13 protein-coding genes and 2 pseudogenes are annotated in these 14,180 nt (G+C 68.8%); 9 read left to right on the top strand and 6 right to left on the bottom strand.

All coding sequences use genetic code 11. The annotated features are described in order from the left end of the window. Positions 1-334 precede the first annotated feature (334 nt). The 5 genes from WMF46_RS10315 (at position 335) to WMF46_RS10295 (ending at position 6,641) form a co-directional block, all read left to right on the top strand. Positions 335-2,515, top strand: coding sequence for a type VI secretion system Vgr family protein (locus WMF46_RS10315; protein WP_437985453.1), 2,181 nt, complete (start codon positions 335-337; stop codon positions 2,513-2,515). Positions 2,516-2,546: 31 nt separating this feature from the next. After that, positions 2,547-3,617 (top strand): DUF2169 domain-containing protein, encoded by a 1,071-nt coding sequence (locus WMF46_RS10310; protein WP_437985452.1) that lies wholly within the window; start codon positions 2,547-2,549, stop codon positions 3,615-3,617. Between the two features lie 653 nt (positions 3,618-4,270). After that, on the top strand, positions 4,271-4,573 hold the full coding sequence (locus WMF46_RS10305; RefSeq protein ID WP_437985451.1) for an RNA recognition motif domain-containing protein: 303 nt from the start codon (positions 4,271-4,273) through the stop codon (positions 4,571-4,573). A 509-nt stretch (positions 4,574-5,082) separates the two neighbouring features. Continuing rightward, positions 5,083-5,223, top strand: a complete 141-nt coding sequence (locus tag WMF46_RS10300; protein WP_437716756.1) for a hypothetical protein — start codon at positions 5,083-5,085, stop codon at positions 5,221-5,223. A gap of 197 nt (positions 5,224-5,420) precedes the next feature. Then, the gene (locus WMF46_RS10295) at positions 5,421-6,641 is read left to right on the top strand and encodes a hypothetical protein (RefSeq protein ID WP_437985450.1); all 1,221 of its coding nucleotides are present in this window, start codon (positions 5,421-5,423) and stop codon (positions 6,639-6,641) included. A 12-nt stretch (positions 6,642-6,653) separates the two neighbouring features. On the opposite strand, the gene WMF46_RS10290 is transcribed toward WMF46_RS10295, so the two are convergent. The 3 genes and pseudogenes from WMF46_RS10290 to WMF46_RS10280 all read right to left on the bottom strand — a co-directional run. Further along, on the bottom strand, positions 6,654-7,085 hold the full coding sequence (locus WMF46_RS10290) for a CBS domain-containing protein (protein ID WP_437551527.1): 432 nt from the start codon (positions 7,083-7,085) through the stop codon (positions 6,654-6,656). A 250-nt stretch (positions 7,086-7,335) separates the two neighbouring features. Next, the gene (locus tag WMF46_RS10285) at positions 7,336-7,554 is read right to left on the bottom strand and encodes a hypothetical protein (protein ID WP_437985449.1); all 219 of its coding nucleotides are present in this window, start codon (positions 7,552-7,554) and stop codon (positions 7,336-7,338) included. 51 nt (positions 7,555-7,605) lie between these two features. Further along, positions 7,606-7,863 (bottom strand): annotated as a pseudogene (locus tag WMF46_RS10280) (SAM-dependent methyltransferase); the annotation flags it as partial. A gap of 470 nt (positions 7,864-8,333) precedes the next feature. Here WMF46_RS10280 and WMF46_RS10275 point away from each other — a divergent pair. The 3 genes and pseudogenes from WMF46_RS10275 to WMF46_RS10265 all read left to right on the top strand — a co-directional run bounded on the left by WMF46_RS10275 (position 8,334) and on the right by WMF46_RS10265 (position 10,711). Next, entirely contained in the window at positions 8,334-9,293 is a 960-nt protein-coding gene (locus WMF46_RS10275) for a hypothetical protein (protein ID WP_437985448.1), read from the top strand. Positions 9,294-9,447: 154 nt separating this feature from the next. Continuing rightward, positions 9,448-10,251, top strand: a pseudogene (locus WMF46_RS10270) (sigma 54-interacting transcriptional regulator); the annotation flags it as partial. A gap of 211 nt (positions 10,252-10,462) precedes the next feature. Beyond that, complete coding sequence (locus WMF46_RS10265) at positions 10,463-10,711, top strand: hypothetical protein (RefSeq protein WP_437988043.1); 249 nt, start codon at positions 10,463-10,465, stop codon at positions 10,709-10,711. A gap of 84 nt (positions 10,712-10,795) precedes the next feature. Here the strand turns inward: WMF46_RS10265 and WMF46_RS10260 are convergent, their stop codons facing one another. Together WMF46_RS10260 and WMF46_RS10255 are read right to left on the bottom strand one after the other, a co-directional pair. Next, the gene (locus tag WMF46_RS10260; protein ID WP_437985447.1) at positions 10,796-11,095 is read right to left on the bottom strand and encodes a hypothetical protein; all 300 of its coding nucleotides are present in this window, start codon (positions 11,093-11,095) and stop codon (positions 10,796-10,798) included. A gap of 191 nt (positions 11,096-11,286) precedes the next feature. Then, positions 11,287-11,679 (bottom strand): hypothetical protein, encoded by a 393-nt coding sequence (locus WMF46_RS10255; RefSeq protein WP_437985446.1) that lies wholly within the window; start codon positions 11,677-11,679, stop codon positions 11,287-11,289. 184 nt (positions 11,680-11,863) lie between these two features. On the opposite strand from WMF46_RS10255, the gene WMF46_RS10250 reads away from it, so the two are divergent. Beyond that, a complete protein-coding gene (locus WMF46_RS10250; protein ID WP_437985445.1) occupies positions 11,864-12,625 on the top strand; it encodes a hypothetical protein in 762 nt (253 codons plus the stop codon). Between the two features lie 88 nt (positions 12,626-12,713). Here WMF46_RS10250 and WMF46_RS10245 read toward each other — a convergent pair whose 3' ends face one another. Next, positions 12,714-14,180 (bottom strand): hypothetical protein, encoded by a 1,467-nt coding sequence (locus WMF46_RS10245; RefSeq protein ID WP_437985444.1) that lies wholly within the window; start codon positions 14,178-14,180, stop codon positions 12,714-12,716.

Raw genomic sequence — 14,180 nt, 5'->3', positions numbered from 1 at the left:
CGCGGAACCCCGGGCGAGCGCTCTCGATCCTCGAGCGCTCGCCGCTGCCGTCGACAGGTCGTGTAACCCGCCGGCGCGGCCGGTGAGCGTACCGAGCGAGCCCATCGAGCCGTGCGCACATCCCAGGGCCGCACGGCCGACAGCGGCCGCTCGGGATCGCGTCGCTGGACGAGGCACGAGCAGCCCGCGACATGCGCCGGGCGCAGCAGGGTCGGGTGGCAGGCGGCACATCGCACCTGCACCGCACAGCTCGCCCGGCGCGGCCGGCCCGCGCAACGTGTTTGCACATCGGCGCGACATCGGCTCTGATGGCCGAACTTCTTCCGAGGTTCTCATGGCCGTGGCCCCGCCCCTCGTCCGCGCACGACTCACGATCGATGGACTCAAGACCTCGCTCGAGGTGAAGGAGCTCTCAGGCGCGGAGGCGATGTCGGAGCTCTACGCCTTCGATATCACCGTCGAGTGCGCCGACACCGACCTCGACCTCGACGCGCTCGTCGCCGAGTCGGCCGTGCTGGCGCTCGATCACGGCGCCGGCGCCCGCCACCTGCACGGGATCGTCAGCCGGTTCGAGCAGGTCCACACCTCGGAGCACCACGCCGCCTACCGCGCCACGCTGGTGCCGGAGGTCTGGCTCCTCGACCAGCGGTACGATTGCCGCATCTTCCAGGGCGTCACAACGGCCGAGGTCATCGAGCGCGTGCTGAAGCTCGGCGGCGTCCGGCGTTACCAGATCGTGCTCCAGCGCGGCTACGAGGCGCGCGACGTCTGCGTCCAGTACCGCGAATCGGACTGGGCGTTCCTCAGCCGCCTCATGGAGGAAGAAGGCATCTTCTATTACTTCGAGCACACCGACGCCGGCGCGACCCTGACGATCTCCGACACGGCGCAGGTCCACTCGCCCATCTCCCCGAAGGAGCTCCGGTATCGGCCGGTGACGGGGGCGATCCACACCGGAGAAGGCATCGACACGTTCCGCTTCGCGCAGCGGGTCCGGCCGGGGAAGGTCACGACGCGCGACGTGCCGTTCGAGAACCCCGCCTCGGTCGTGGACACGGCGGCCGAGAAGGGGCGGCACACGGACCTCGCCGTGTTCGCGTACCCGGCCAGCCCCGCGGCGGAGGTCCGCCTCGACGCGCTCCAGGCGACCGCCGCCGTGGGGCAGGGCGAGGCCTTCTCCGTGCGGCTCGCGCCCGGCGCGCGGTTCCGGCTCGAGGATCACCCGAGGGAGAGCTTCAACGCGGAGTACCTCGTCACCCGGCTCCAGCACGCGGCCCGGTTCGACAGCAAGGAGGGGTACCGCTGCACGTTCGAGTGCGTCCCGGCCGGCGTCGCCTTCCGGCCCCCGTGCAGGACGCCAAAGCCGCGCATCGCCGGCCCGCACGCCGCGACCGTCGTCGGGACGCAGGGGGCCGAGATCGAGACGGACAGCGACGGGCGCGTGAGGGTCAGGCTGCACTGGGATCGCAACGGCAGCGCCTCGGAGAACGCGTGCTGGGTCCACGTCGCGCAGATGGCGTCGGGGGCCGGCTACGGGGCGATGCACATCCCGCGCGTCGGGAGCGCGGTGCTCGTCGAGTTCCTCGACGGCGATCCGGACCGGCCGATCGTGACCGGGCGGGTGTACACGGTCGTGAGCCCCTACCCGTACGCGCTCCCTGCCGAGAAGACCAAGTCGGCCTTGCGGACCCAGACCACGCCGGGAGGCGGCGGGTACAACGAGCTCCGCTTCGAGGACCAGTCAGGCCGGGAAGAGGTCTACCTCCGCGCCCAGCGCGACCTCAAGGTTGAGGCCCTGAACGACGCGCGCCGCAACGTCGGCGGCGACGACGCGCTCGCGGTGACGGGCGACCGCACGAAGACCGTCGGCGGCGCGGAGACGGTGACGGTCGCGGGCGCGCGCACCGTGACCGTGGGCGCGGCCGAGACCAGGACGGTGGCCGCGGATCAGACCACCTCGGTCGGCGCCGACAGCTGGCTCTCGGTCGCGGGCGATCACACGGCGAGCGTCGTCGGAGACCGCCGCGACATCGTCGCCGGGGACCGCAGCGCGTGCGTCGGCGGGGACGAGTCGGTCAAGGTGAGCGGTGATCGGACCGTCATCGTCACCGGGGCGCACGCGATCTCGTCCCTGGACGACGAGTCGAGGCGCGTGGCGGGCAACCTCACCCTCTCGGTCGGCGGCACGATGCAGCAGGTCGTCGACGGGCACTGCACGCTCAGCGCGGGCTCGCTCGAGTGGGCGGTCACCGACGGCGCGCTGGAGATGACGTGCGCCGGAGAGGTGCGCGTCGAGTCCGAGCAGGAGGTCCAGATCGGCGGACCCGATCTCGCCCTTTTCGCCGACTCGACGATCCGGATCCGCGCCCAGAAGAAGATCATCCTCGAGATCGGCAATTCGACCGACGCCGAGGGCAAGTCCGCGAAGATCGAGATCACCTCGGACGGGATCTACGTGACCAACGGGAGCGCCACGGAGAAGCTCGACGGCGGCACCGTGCGCCTGAACTGCTGAGCGCGGCGCCGCGGCGGAGAGGGCTCGATCCGTGAAGCTTCGCAACGAGACAAGGCATCCGGCGGTGCTCCTCAGGACGGCGTCGGCGCGCAGCGACGACCACATGCTGGGCTGCGCGATCGCGCGGCCCACCTTCCGGGTCGCCGGCGGCGCGCTCGTCGCCACGCCCGACGAGCCGTGGCCGATCTCGGGCGAGCCCGTCGCGACGGCGCTCGGCAAGATGCCGGGGGACAAGCCCTTCTACATGGGCGGGATCGACGTGCTGCTCGGCGGGAAGGTGCGCCAGCCCGGCGGCGCGGCGAGGCCGCGCCTCGACGTCGAGCTCGAGGTGGGCCGGACCTTCCGGCGGCGGATCACCGTCTTCGGTGATCGCTCGTGGGTGCCCGGGGCCGGCGGCGCCCTGGTCCCGAGCGAGCCGGAGGCGTTCGTCTCGATGGAGCTCGACTACGGGCGTGCCTTCGGCGGGACCTGCCCGACCGACTACGGGCTCGACATGCCCTTCACGCCCAACCCGGCGGGGCGAGGGTTCTACCTCGACGCGAAGAGCGCGCTCGGGAAGCCGCTGCCCAACCTCGAGGACCCGAACCGGCTGCTCCGCTCGTTCGGCGACTCCCCCGATCCCGTCGGCCTGGGGTATTACCCGAGCGAGGGCGCGCTCCGCGTGAAGGCCGCGACGAGCGCCGCCGCGCCGGACCCGAGCCGGCTCACGCCCGACAGGGCGCCCGAATTCAAGCTGGGGCACAGGGATATCCTCCCCACGTTCTTCAACATGGGGCACCCGGGCATGATGATCGAGGCAGGCGGCGAGCCGAGGCCGGGCGACGGGATCCGGCTCACGCACGGCCTGCGCGGCGGGGAGCTCGCGTTCGCGATGCCCGACCTGCGGATGCACATCCATGTGCAGCTCGAGGAGCGAGAGGTTGTCTTTCCCATGCACCTCGATCAGATAGGGATCGTCGCGGGGGAAGGGCGGGTGTTCTTCTCCCTGCGCTGCGTGTTCGAGTACCACGTCCGCAAGGAGGAGCGGCGCACGGCGACGCTGTACGACGGGCCGCCGCCGGCGGTGATCCCGGGGAGTTACCGGATCGCGCACGACCGGTGAGGCCGGCGGTCGAGGCTCGTCTCGAGGCTCCAGAGGTGGACGGCGTCACGGCGCAGCCTGGCATGTGCGTTCGGGTCCGCGTCAGGACCCGACGCGATGATCCCCAACATCGAGCCGATGAGCTGCTCCGATTTCAAGGAGCTCGCTTGTTCGCAGTCGGATGCGCCCGCGGCCTACAAGTGAGATTGACGTCCTCGCGCTGGGGGCCGGGCCCGTTCAGCACGCGGCGCGGTCGCGAGGGGCGCGGGCGCCAGGCCCCCGCTCAGCTCCCGGCGGGCCCTCGCAGGGCCCGGGGCCGAGGTGCGCGGCGATCGCGGACATCGGCCATTTCGCCCCGATGCAACCTCTTGTTCGCCTGCCGCCTGCGGCCGGCGGCAGGCTCCGCGACGGAAGACGGAACGGCGCGCTTGCAGACGACGATGCACCGGGCTAGGATGCCCTCCTCACGATCGTCCCTGGCCCTCTATAACGACGCTTTCCCTCTTCCCTCTCGTGAGGGAGATTGCAGCTCGCTCGGACGACTGGACGACGCACCGTGTGCTCGCGCGGGAGTTCCGCGCCGCACGTCTCCGTTCGATTCGTCACGGCTTCGTCGGATGGCAGGCCGAGTGCGCCGCAGGGCGCACCAGAAGGCCGCAGAAGAGCAGGATGGCATGGGAAATCGTCTCTACGTAGGAAATCTTTCGTTCAACACCACCCGCGAGACCCTCGAGTCCGCGTTCGCCGCGGCCGGCGAGGTCCGTGAGATCGCGATGCCGACCGACCGCGAGACGGGGCAGCCGCGCGGCTTCGCGTTCGTGACCATGGGCTCGGCCCAGGCCGCGAACAGCGCCATCTCGCAGCTGAACGGCACCATGCTCGATGGCCGCGCGCTGAAGGTCAACGAAGCGCAGGAGCGCCCGGCGCGCGGCTTCGGCGGCGGCGGCGGCGGCGGCGGCGGTCGCGACCGGTACTGATCACGGGCGCGGCGTGGCGGCGCTCGTGCGCCGCCACGCCTGCGCTTTCAGGACGCACCCATGAGGTGCTGAAGAACGCGCCCGGAGGCGCCGAAAGGCCGGTTCGGCATGCAGAGACAGGGAGCATTGAAGCGGCAAAAGGAACGCGAGAGGCAAGAGAAGCAGCGCGAGAAAGACGCGAACCGTCTCGCGCGCCGCACGGGAAAGGGCGCCGCCAACAGCGGGACGCCGGGAGAGGATCCGGACATCGCAGGGATCGTCCCGGGGCCTCAGCCTGCGGTCACCGAGTGAAGCGCGCAGCGCCGAGCCAGGGCGCCGAGCGCGCCCCGTCCGAGCCAGGAGCCGACCAGGACGGCTCGGCGCAGGCGGCCGGACGGCAACGATTCATCGAGCAGAGCGCAAACGCGCTGGGCCAGGCGTGGGCCAGGCGTTGGCGTCAAGACCTCCATCGAGAAGGCCGCCCCGCCGCCGGCGGATGGCCCGGCACGCTGCGTGAAGCACGAACGCAGGTGGAGATCACCCTTCCCGGGGAGCTGTGCCATCGCAAGATGCCCGCCATCACCGGCGTGGAGCGCGAGCTCGCCGCCCGGACCGCCTACTCAAGCGCGCGGGACGAGTGGCGAAGGCACACCGACCCCGAAATCCCCTAGTCGGGTAGGCCGGGGTCGACTCCCCCCGGCCCTCCACAGATCTGGACGTGCGGAATTCCCGCATCCGGCTCGGCGCGTGCTGCGCATCGAGGACTGAGGGCGCACGCCGGGGAGGCGTCGAGCGCACCTGGTCGAGCCTGAGATCCAGCCGGATCGAAAGGCAAATGCGCGTGAGTAGAGTTTGTTAGGCTGGTCGCATGACTCCAACGAAGAACAGTTGGCTAGTTCTCAGCCTCGTTGCGATCGCCGCGGGCTCGACGTCGGCGTGCACGATCGAGACCGCCTCGCCCACCGGCACATCGGGCACGTCCGGCGGCGCGGGCACCTCCGGCGGCGCGGGCACCTCCGGCGCCGGGGGCGCTGGTCCGAGCGGCTCCTCCGGCAGCACCGGCGCATCGGGCGGCACGGGCGCTTCCGGCAGCGGTGGCTCGTCCACCGGCGCGGGTGCGCTCCCCGCCGGCACGTTCCTCTACGTGCGCGCGGAGACGGCCGATCACGATCATCTCATCGCGCGAGACTTCGCGACCGGCGCCGAGCGCGTGGTCACCGATCTGCGCGGCGACGGCAGTGAAGGATGGGAGATCTGGGGCCACACCCTCTCGCCCGACCGCACCCGCATCGTCCTCGCTTCGCTCTACGGCCCCACCAAGGAAGACAACGACACCCGCCTCGCGACCCGCCGCCTCTGGAGCCTCGCCACCGACGGGACCGACTTCCGCCGCCTCACCCCGGTGTTTCCCAACGACGGCGAGGGCCGTACGAACTTCGAAATCTCGGTGGACGCACCGATGTTCACGGCCGACGGCACCGGCATCATCTACGACTTTGGCAACTGGTGGTACGAGGGAACGAGCCTCCAAGGAGGCTCGTTCCCGTGGCGCGTGCCCGCGGGGGGTGGCTTGCCGGAGCCCTTCCCCACGATGTTGAGCTGCACCGTGATAGAACCTTCGGTCAACCCGGCCACCGGCGAAATTCTCCTCATTCACAGCGTGTGCGTGAATTCGGAAGATCAGGGCATCTTTCTCTATCCGAGAGCGGGTGGCACCAGCCCCGTGAAGCTCGTGGATGAGGGCTACGGCGCAGGCCAGGTGCGGCCCTCCCTTACGCCGGCGAGCTGGCTCGGCGATGGAAGCGGCTTTGTCTTCGCCGGAACCATCGATATCCCGGCCGACGACACCACGGTAGAGACAAGCGCCCTCCTGGTCTACGACATGGCCACAGCCATGATGTCCCCCCTCGTGCTCGCCGAGCCCGGCACCTACATCGATAGCGTGACGATCGCTCCCGACGCGACGTCCCTCGTCTACTGCCTGCGCCATGACGACGTGACGGATCTCCACGCCATCGACCTCACGCAGGCCGAGCCCGAGGACAAGCCGATCACCACCGACGGCAAGAGCTGCTCCCCGGCCTTCTGAAGCGTCGCTGGCCTAGCGATCTCCGGCGCCGTGGGTCACGTCGATGCCTCGCAGCGCCTGCTGGGCGATGCTCAGGAAATCCGTCTCGGTGATGATCCCGACGAGCTGCTCCTCGTCGCCGACCACGGGCAGACAGCCGATCTTGTGATCGAGGAGGATCTGGGCTGCATCGGCGGCCGGGGTCGTCGCTCGCACGGTGCGGACACGCCGGGTCATGATCGACTCGATCGGGATGGGCTTGCCGTCGAGGCGGCTCACGTGGCGGAGCAAATCGCGATCGGAGACGATCCCGACGACGTGCCCCTTCGCGTCGACCACGGGAATATGCCGGATCTCCGCGAGCTTCATCTCGAGGTTTGCGGCGCTGATCGTGTCGGCCTCCTTCAGCGTGATGACCGCGGTGCTCATGTAATCCTCGACCCTGCAGTTCTTCTTGGGCTTCATCGAACAGGCTCCTTGCGCTCTCGGCACGCATGAGTACGCCCGCCCCCATTGCGAGCTCCGCTCCCCCGTGCCCGCTCGACGGAGCATGCAAGAGGCCGACCAGCGTGCACCCGCGCCCCGGAGCCGCTGCGCCGCTACGTCGCCGGGGCGCGGGCGCAAGGCCTGCGGACGCGGTGAAATTGCTGCGCCTCGCGCCTCACCGGGCGCGCCGTCTGCCGGGGCGCGGCCAGGGAGCGAGCGCTCGTGGAGATCATCGGACGGTCCCCCTGAGCGGCCTGCTCTTCTCCGTGAAGACGACTCGAAGCTCTTCGAACGTGGGCATCCCGGAAAAGGCTCCGCGCGTGGATCCGTTATCGAGCGTCGCCTCGGGCGCGTGCGCGAGGAGCGGGAGCGGCTCGAGCCCTCGCAGCTCCGGGAAGCACGACACGCCGCGTCCCACGACGAGCAGCTTGAAGACAGAGTTCCCCACGAGCTCGGCGAACGGGCGCTGATCGGTGGACGCGAGGACCCGAGGAAATTCGCGCAGGGGATCCGAGATCTCGTAGATGCGAACCTCGAGGACCTCCCTGAAGCGACGCCAGTCGTCGCTCGATCCGCTCAGGCTCCGGACCGCATCCAGGACATCGCGGGCAAGGCGTCCGTTGCCCGCGCCGAACTCGACGAGCGAGAAGGGCTCATCCCGCCGCAGCTTGCCGCTCGCGCGAAGCTCTCTCCAGCACGAGCGAGCGCCTGGAGCTCCGGGCTCCGGGCGCGATGGGTCGCAGTGTGCGTGTAGGATGCTTGCACCATTGGAGTCTCGGAGGTGCGAACCCGGAGGCCCGGATCATCCATGGAGTCCAGCCTCGACCTGGACAAAGCCGACACATCCAGACTAGCAATCATCACGACCACACCTCGCGGCGCTCTCGTGAATCGCCCCCCTTGCGACGCTGCGCCGCTCGGGACGGCACGCGAGCAGACAGCTGAAGATCGACCTGTGGTTCTCGACGCAGGGTTCGTCAGGGTCGAGCGGCAAAGATCTCGACGTGCGCTCGCAGCGCCTTCGAGGCGAGCAGCGGCGCCGCGCGTCGAACACGCGGCATCGAATCGCTGCGCGTCTCGTGGTTGGTCGGTTTGCCGCAGCATCCTCGGCGCCGCGGCGCGGATCGCTCGCGCGCCTGCGACGTCCATCGTCAACACTGGAGTAGCCTCATGCAAGACTCTATCTCACACATCGGCGGAGAGAAGGGAAACGAGCCTCACCGGCCCTTGACAGAACTTCGCGACAACCAGCACATCCAGCGGCAAACCCGGCTCACGTGGATTCGTCACATCATGCTGCTCATCACGACCGACCCGGACTCGAACAAGCAACTTCAGCACGAAAGATCGCGCAAACCGAGCGGCGATTCGCCCCAGCGGGCGCGGAACGATCACGACGGCGGCAATGCTTCTCCCTGGCGGCGAGCGCTGGAGAACCTGGACGCGCGCGGCGTGGCGGCGCACGCGGGCGCGGGCGTCCCGATCGCGGAGCAAGATGACGTGTCGCTGCTCCTCGCGGAGCTCCTGGATCGGGTCAAGCTTCGCCGGGACATCTGGGTCCCTCTGAGCTTCGGGGTGCTCGGGTTCATGCCCATAGTCTGCGTGGCGCTGGCGATGTTCGAGATCGTCCCGCTGCACCTCTCGGGTCCTGGCGTGGCGCTCCCCGCCGCGTTCGCGGCGATCGCCCTCGGCGTCCGCTTCCCGCGCTACGGCCGGCTCGCCGCCCGCGGGTACCTGATGGCGCTCGTCGCGGTGTGGATGTACGACGTCACGAGGGCGCCCTGGATGCTCACCGGACAATGGAACGACTTCATCCCGAACATCGGCGCGCAGCTGCTCCATCGACAGGAGGGCCACGCGCCGCTCGGTTATGCCTGGCGCTGGCTTGGAAATGGGGGTGGCATGGGGATCGCGTTCTTCATGGTTTACCCCATCTTCGCCAGAGGGCGTGAGGTCGTCCAGGCTGCCGTGAAGTACGGCGTCTTCGTCTGGACATGCCTCATCATCACGGTGCTCGCCGCGCCCCATGGCGAGGAGTTGCTCTTCCGGCTCACGCCGAAGACGTTCGTTCTGAGCCTCATCGGTCACCTGGTGTTCGGCGCCGTCCTCGGTTACCTCATGCGCTGGACCGGCCTGAACGTGCGTCCGTACCCGGCGGATCGAGCGCCCCGATCGAGCCGGGGCTAGCCGGTCCCAGCGCGCTGCGCGGGACCGTCGCGCTCCAGGCTGGGCCGGAGCAGCGCCGCGCGACCGAGCGGCGGGGCCTCCCGTCGGAACCACGACAGCGAGCAGAAGGCGGCGTTGCTCCGCTGCCAGAAGGTTTGTTACGCTGGCCAGCACGATGGCCCGTGTTCTCCTCGCATGGATCGGGAAGACCGATATCAAGGCGGCGTCGGGCGAGGCCACGGTCGGCGAAGGCCCCATCGCGCACGCCGTCGCCGAGCGCGAGTTCGACCACCTCGTCCTGCTGAACAACCATCCAGGAGAGGAGGTCGCGCCGTTCACGCGATGGCTCAGGAAGAAGACGAAGGCGAGCGTCGTCCTCCGGCAGGAGGCGCTCTCCACCCCGACGCACCACGCGGACATCTACCGCGCCGTCATGGAGGCTGTGGCCTGGTCGATCGAGCAGTACGGCAAGAGGGCCAAGCGGACCTTCCACCTGAGCCCGGGCACGCCGGCGATGGCGGCCATCTGGATCCTCGTCGCGAAGACGCGCTTCGAGGCGGAGCTCATCGAGTCATCGCCCCAGACCGGCGTCCAGACCGCCGACGTGCCCTTCGAGCTCGCCGCGGAGCTGATCCCCTCCGCGGTCCGCCGCACCGAGGAAGACCTCGCCCGCCTCTCGGACGGCTTCCGGCCCGACGAGCCGGGGTTCTCGGACATCGTCCACCGGAGTGAGGCGATGGAGCGGCTGCTCCACCGCGCGCGGCAGGCCGCCGGCACCACGGCGCCCGTCCTCATCCAGGGCGAGTCCGGGACCGGAAAGGAGCTCCTTGCCCGCGCCATCCACCAGGCGAGCCCGCGCGCCGCGGGCCCGTTCGTGGCCGTCAACTGCGGCGCCCTGCCCCGGGAGTTCGTGGACTCCGAGTTCTTCGGGCACACGCGGGGCGCCTTCACGGGCGCCGCCGCCGACCACCAGGGGCACCTCGGGCGCGCGACCGGCGGGACGCTCTTCCTCGACGAAGTCGGCGAGCTGCCGCCCGACGCGCCGCCTCAACAACGAAGCGCGCCCCGGAGGCATCCAGAAGAAGCTCTCTCCCGCCGCGAGGAACCACCTGCTCCGTCACCCCTGGCCGGGGAACGTCCGGGAGCTCGAGGGGACCCTCTGGCGCGCCTTCGTCTGGGCGCACGGGCCGGTGATCGATGTCGTCGAGGTCCGCGAGGCGCTGTTCGTCCGCGAAGACACGCCGCGGGATGCGGTGCTGGGCCAGCCGCTCGGCGACGGCTTCAGCCTCGAGGAGACCATCGCCCACGTCGTCCGGCACTACCTGGAGCGGGCCATGAAGGAAGCGAACCACAACAAGACGCGCGCGGCGGCGCTCATCGGCTTCAGGAGCTACCAGCGCCTGAAACAGTGGCTGGACAAGTACGGGGTGGAGGCGTGATGGGACGGGCCGCGCTCGGCCGAAGGGCGTGGTCTCCGCAATGGTGCGGCGGAGGATTGGACGCTTTTCTGACGGTTTGCCGCTCTAGCCGTAGGTCGCGACGCCAGCGGCATAGGTGATCGTCCCTTTATCCCCGAATTTGCGCCCATGGTTCGCGGCGTAGCCGGCATGATCCCCCGTGATGGTCACCGTGATCGTGCGGTTAGCGGACTGGTCGAGGAAGAGCTGATGGCAATCGTGGTGCCGCTCGCCCGTGCACGGCCAACCGTTCATTTCCACGTCGAGGTTCCCTTGACGCTTGACGGAAGCGAACATGACCTCTTCCGCATGGTAATGACCGTCGCTCTCGTACGTCTTGCCTTTGACTGTCACTGAGATCGGCATGTTACCCCTCCAGGATGCTTTCGCAATCGAAACGATGCCCTTGTCCTGCATTGTTTCGTCGCAGTGCATAGCATCTCAGGCTGGGTTGCGAGCGTAAAGCAAATTCGAACCATGGTCTGTCCGGCGCAAGGCTCGTGCGCCGCGCCCTCACGCGCCCGTTCACCGCCGCCCGGGGGCCTCCGCCAGATGGCCTATGCCGCGTCCACGATGCGAATCCCGGCCGCACCTGGGGCGCTGGTTGCGGCTCGATTGGTGTTGCGGACCACCATCGCCGATGCCAGCGGCGCACCTGGATCCAGCTCTTCGATGGTGGGGCGGTCGGCTTGCCGCGGAGCGCCATCGTCGACACGTATCTTGTCCCACATCGACGGTGCCTGGGACGAAAATTTCTGTGGGTTGATGTCTTGTTCCAGCTCGACGTCTCCTGGGGGCGACCTGACGATCATCCGGCAGGCGAGCGCCTCGCTAGGCGCGGAGCCCTCCTCCGCAGGCCATCCCTGCTCGCTCTGGTTCTCCGGGGGAACATGTGTCTCCTTCAGAGAGACAGGGAGCTCGGCAGCCCCGTGCTCTTCTCCGGAGATCACGGGAGCGATGAGCCTCGTTCTCGGCGCGAACACGGGGGCTCGTCGGGGGGTGCGCGACCCGCTCGCCGTGGCATGACGCTTGCGAAAGCTGTCGCTGTACGCCGCGCTTCTCGGCGACAACGCCCCTTTGACCACCGAGCCACGCACGTCGTGCGTGGGCCGATTTCACCCAACGGAGAGGAACATGACGTTCAATCGAACGATCGAGTCTGCTCGCGCCAAAGACCATGCGACCGGCAAATCGCCCCTCGTTTCTCGGCGCACGATCCTGGGTCTGCCGCTGCTGGCCGCGCCGGCGCTGCTCACAGGCTGCACCGCCGAGACGCTGCTCAGCGCCGGGTTCAACCAGGACACCGCATCTCAGCCGCCGAGCTCACAGCAAACGGTCGGCACCGTCGCGGCGGCGCTCGGCAACGGCAACGTGACGGTGGCCGCTTCTCCGGCTGGCGAGGCCAACGATCAGTGGGTGCTCGTTCAGCACCCGAACTTCAACGACGTGACGTCGATCCAGGGCCGCTTCAGCGCCTTCCGCGGAGATGGCCAATACATGGCGACCGCCAGGCTCTTCATTCCAGGCGCGGACGGCGGAGTCCCGACGCTGCAGTTCGAGGGCTTCAACCAGCCGCTGAGCGACCTGAACAGCTTCTTGCACCTCGACTTCCTCGCGAACGGAACGGTGCGCGTCAACGACGACAGCAACCTGACCTTTGGGACGTATCAACGCGGGCAAGTGTTCAGCGTGCAGGTGACGTTCAACATCGGCGCGAGCGCCGCCACGGCGACCATCTCCCTCCAGGGGGCGGCATCCGGCAGCCTCGACGTCGCGATCCCGAGCTACTTCCTCAACCAGGCGCGGAACTTCGGCGCGGTCAGAGCCTGGATGGGCGCGAACTCCACGGGCGCCTTCTACGTCGATGATCTCTCGGTCATTTTCGTGACACCGTAGGCGTGCTCTTTTTTTGCGACTTTGCGACTTTGCGACTTCGCGTTGAAATCTCTCTCCGGATCCCTGGCCTGACTCCTGATGGGTGGAGCTACGCGCCGGACGTGGCGGCGTCGCTCACGATCCAGGCAAAGCGGTCGTCCACACCCGCGCTCCCGCCGCTCTCCTCGCTCTGATCGGACCACGAGAATCGCTCGCTCACGCGCGTCTTCGCGGTCGCGTCGCCCCGCCAGGCGAACCGATCGCCAACCACGGCCTTGGTGGTCTTGTCATCATCGTCGTCGTCGCCCGTGTCGCCCACGGGGTCCCCGAGGTCGTCGTAGACGCCGCTCCTGGACCCGAGCGCGAACGGCCCGAAGCTGTACCCGTCCGAGCCCGCGTCGAGATCCCCGGGATCGTGGTACTGCGCGTCGATGGAGCTGTAGAGTTTCCCGCCGACCTTCTTCGAGTATTTGAACCCGTTCGCCAGGGCCGTGTACTTGAGGATGCTGCTCACCTTCCGCGACTGCAGGAGGTTCTGCTCGGTCACCTTCTTCCACGTCTTGACGGCGATGATCGTGTCCTTCACCGACTTCGCCGCGGAGCCAAGGCTCTTCCCGAGCTTCTTCATGCGATCGGCGGCGCTCTCGCCGAGCTCCGCGGCGCCCTCCTTGAACGACTTCCACACGCTGCCGTCCGCGGCCTCGGCGAGCTCCTCGAGCAGCTCGTCGCTCTGCGATCGCAGCCGGCTGAGCGAGTCCGAGAAGCTCTCCGCCGCCTGCTTGCCCACCTTCGACGCGACGTCGTCGGCCGCCTCCTCGGCGGACTCCTTGAGGATCTTCGCGAGCGTCTCCTCGGCGCTCTCCCGCGCGAGGGCCTTGCCGGCCCGCTTGAAGAACGGCTGGGCGAGATCCGCGCTCTTGGCGGCGGCCATCTTCGCGCCCTTCACCAGCCCCTTCCCCGCGGCCTTCGCGCCCTTCCACAGCTTGCCCGCGATCTGGCCGCCGAACTTCATCAGGATGTCCATCGCGATCTCGATCGCGATGTCGACGAGGCACGCGATGAAGTCGGTCCAGGTGAAGCCGGCCTTGGCGGTGCCCCAGACGATGGTGAAATCGAGCGGCGCGCTGACCGGGCTGTTGCACGCGAGGTGCAGCGAGAACGGCACGGTCTTGAACGGCGAGCACGCGAGATCGCAGGTCGTCTCGCCGAAGATCGGGTTGTCGCATCCGATCGTGACCCCGCTCGTCCCCCAGACCGAGATGGAGCTCCCGAAGAGGATGGTCCAGGGTAGGAGCGGATTCCACCCCTGGACCACGTCCACGTGCGGGACGACGAGGCTCGCGTCGCTCCCCCGCCCCATCCAGTGCACGCCGTCGAGCTGTATCTCGTGCTTGTTCTGCTCCGACCAGAACGAGAAGAGGTGCGTGCCGCTGACAAGCCCCGTCTGGAGATGAGGCCAGTACTTCTGGGGCACGTAGGCCCCGGGCGGCGGCATCGGCCACCAGAACAGGGCCTCGTGCCACGAGAGGCCGAGGAACACGTTCCACCGCGTGACGGTCAGGCAGCCGTACGACAT

The sequence above is a fragment of the Sorangium sp. So ce117 genome (assembly GCF_051524395.1).
In the GTDB taxonomy this organism is placed as follows: domain Bacteria; phylum Myxococcota_A; class Polyangia; order Polyangiales; family Polyangiaceae; genus Sorangium; species Sorangium cellulosum_B.
This window is presented reverse-complemented; position numbering and strand designations above follow the sequence as displayed.

Bases quoted from the DNA above. Each gene is read 5' to 3' on its own strand.
- WMF46_RS10315 (WP_437985453.1), top strand. From the start codon at position 335: ATGGCCGTGGCCCCGCCCCTCGTCCGCGCACGACTCACGATCGATGGA.
- WMF46_RS10305 (WP_437985451.1), top strand. From the start codon at position 4,271: ATGGGAAATCGTCTCTACGTAGGAAATCTTTCGTTCAACACCACCCGC.
- WMF46_RS10295 (WP_437985450.1), top strand. From the start codon at position 5,421: ATGACTCCAACGAAGAACAGTTGGCTAGTTCTCAGCCTCGTTGCGATC.
- WMF46_RS10290 (WP_437551527.1), bottom strand. From the start codon at position 7,085: ATGAAGCCCAAGAAGAACTGCAGGGTCGAGGATTACATGAGCACCGCG.
- WMF46_RS10260 (WP_437985447.1), bottom strand. From the start codon at position 11,095: ATGCCGATCTCAGTGACAGTCAAAGGCAAGACGTACGAGAGCGACGGT.
- WMF46_RS10250 (WP_437985445.1), top strand. From the start codon at position 11,864: ATGACGTTCAATCGAACGATCGAGTCTGCTCGCGCCAAAGACCATGCG.
- WMF46_RS10245 (WP_437985444.1), bottom strand. From the start codon at position 14,180: ATGTCGTACGGCTGCCTGACCGTCACGCGGTGGAACGTGTTCCTCGGC.